Origin of the sequence: Natrinema hispanicum, from assembly GCF_900111485.1 — an archaeon.
In the GTDB taxonomy this organism is placed as follows: Archaea; Halobacteriota; Halobacteria; order Halobacteriales; family Natrialbaceae; genus Natrinema; species Natrinema hispanicum_A.
Window position 1 is genome coordinate 1 of the sequence record NZ_FOIC01000078.1, and the last position, 2,104, is coordinate 2,104.

1 protein-coding gene and 1 pseudogene are annotated in these 2,104 nt (G+C 53.4%); one reads left to right on the forward strand and one right to left on the reverse strand.

The features are described from left to right. Positions 1-846 precede the first annotated feature (846 nt). Entirely contained in the window at positions 847-1,536 is a 690-nt protein-coding gene (locus BSG09_RS19960) for a peroxiredoxin (protein WP_092936231.1), read from the reverse strand. Between the two features lie 297 nt (positions 1,537-1,833). Between BSG09_RS19960 and BSG09_RS19965 the strand changes: the two are divergent. Next, positions 1,834-2,004: pseudogene (locus BSG09_RS19965) on the forward strand (ATP-binding protein); the annotation flags it as partial. Positions 2,005-2,104 lie beyond the last annotated feature (100 nt).

The window sequence follows — 2,104 nt, forward strand, 5'->3', positions numbered from 1 at the left end:
GCGGGAGATTTGGGTCATGGACAACTCGACTCTCCCGCTTCAACACCTTTGATTTAGCGACCTATCCCGCCGCCGTCTAGTGATTCAACACAGCCAGTACTTCTGCTCGAGGCAATCCGCATGGGTGGGGTGGATTGCTCGATCAGAAGTATGTTATCAGATCGATCAGTGCGGAGAACTAATACTATTAGGTTAGAGTACGATGAGTGGAGTAACTAAACTTGGACAATCAATATGTCACCTAAACGACCATCCACCACAAACCGTTCCAGTCAGGACACTGATCTCGGGTCTAAAAACGAGTGTGAAATCTGCGGATCGACAGACTCACTCTCGAAATATTCGTTTGAATCGTCGTCAGGTGACAGCTCAACAGTCGTCCTGTGTCCAAGCCATTATCAGGTTGCAGTTCTCCTCAGTGGATCCTATTTTCTAGACTCCGACACTTCGACCGATTATAGCCTCCAAGAAACGAAGAAAATCACCGTCCGCGTCCCACGAGCGTTGATCGAGGGTGCGGACTCCGTCGCTGAACAAGCGGGGCAGACGCGTAGCGAGTTTGTTCGTGACGGGATACAGATGGCAATGGAAATCCAAGACCAAGAGATGGAACAGGCATTTAATGACATTATCTCTCAAGCAGTCCAATCACAACCGGACAGCGAAACGGAGAGTGATGTCGAGTTTCTCAAAGAACGAATTCGAAAACTCGAGTCTCTACTCGAAGATAGTATTGACAAAATTTAGTTCTCCACTGGTATTCATAATTAAATAGTATCGAATCCGGTGACTATACCAGAGTTCGAAATTACCAGCGGACTGCCGTTCAGTAGGTCCGCAACTCCGTTACTGGTCGCGGGTGACGAACCACCAGTCGTAGTAATTGAGTTCGTCGTCGTCAGCAGCCTCGGCTTTGCGTGCTTCGGCGTCCGCTTCGGTTCCCGGTGGTGACAGGAGGACCTGGTCACCGAATTTGTCGTTGTTTGGCCAGTCAGCGGGAGCGGCGACACCGTCGTCGTCGCTCTTCTGGAGTGCACGCAGCGAGCGGAGAACTTCGTCGATGTTGCGACCGATCTCCATCGGGTAGGTCAGCCGCAGCCGAACTGCTCCTTCCGGATCGATAACGAAGACGGTGCGGACGGTTGCCGTTCCTGCACCGGGGTGGAGCATACCGAGTTGCTGGGCGACCGTTCCCTGATCGTCGGCGATGATCGGGAACTGGATGTCGACATCGAGATTCTCGGCGATCCACTCGGTCCACTTGATGTGCGAGTGGACGCGGTCGACCGACAGCCCGAGCAGTTCAGCGTTCAGTTCCTCGAACTCCTCACGGCGCTGCTCGAAGGCGACGAACTCCGAGGTACAGACCGGCGTAAAGTCACCGGGGTGGCTAAACAGGACGAGCCACTTGCCCTCGTAGTCGTCAGGCAGCGAGCGCTCACCCATGCTTGTCTCGACGGTCAGGTCAGGGAACGTATCGCCAATCCCAGGTACGTCAGCCGTCGATTCGTCCATTTGAGCTGTGTGCTTCGTCATCTACAGTTTTTCTTTGGGTAGTAGCCCACTAAAGTCCTCTTCTACGAACTATATTTTCTCATTTTGTAACTCCCATCTCCAGAGTATAATACATAATTTCTGGTTTTTCACTCGAGTGATTGTACTATAGATCAAATTTGGGCCTACTCGCTTCCTACGTGACCGCCGAGTGCGGTTTGTGTGGTGCCAGATTGGGTGGCCCTCATAGCAGAATAGCTTCCATCATCGGAGTTTATCACGAGTGAGTCAACTGACTCGAGGCTGGCCAGTCAGCCATCGACTGACGAAACCGTGACGATGACAGCTGACGAGCGGGTTGCAACGTGCTTCATCGAAGATCAGCTAGTAGATCTCACAGATGCGATTCGTGAAGCCGTCCAGAACGGCACCGACAGTCCCGGCACATCCCGTGTGCTGGACAGCGTCTCGCCCGCGGGATCGCTCATCCTCGACGACGGGACCGGTGTCGGCTGATTGACATCCTCCTCCGCGTAAACGCGGAGGAATCCCGAGCGGTAGGAGTTTCAGGTTCGCAGTCCAGTCACCGGACTACCAGTCCTTTCGGGCA

Bases quoted from the DNA above. Each gene is read 5' to 3' on its own strand.
- BSG09_RS19960 (WP_092936231.1), bottom strand. From the start codon at position 1,536: ATGACGAAGCACACAGCTCAAATGGACGAATCGACGGCTGACGTACCT.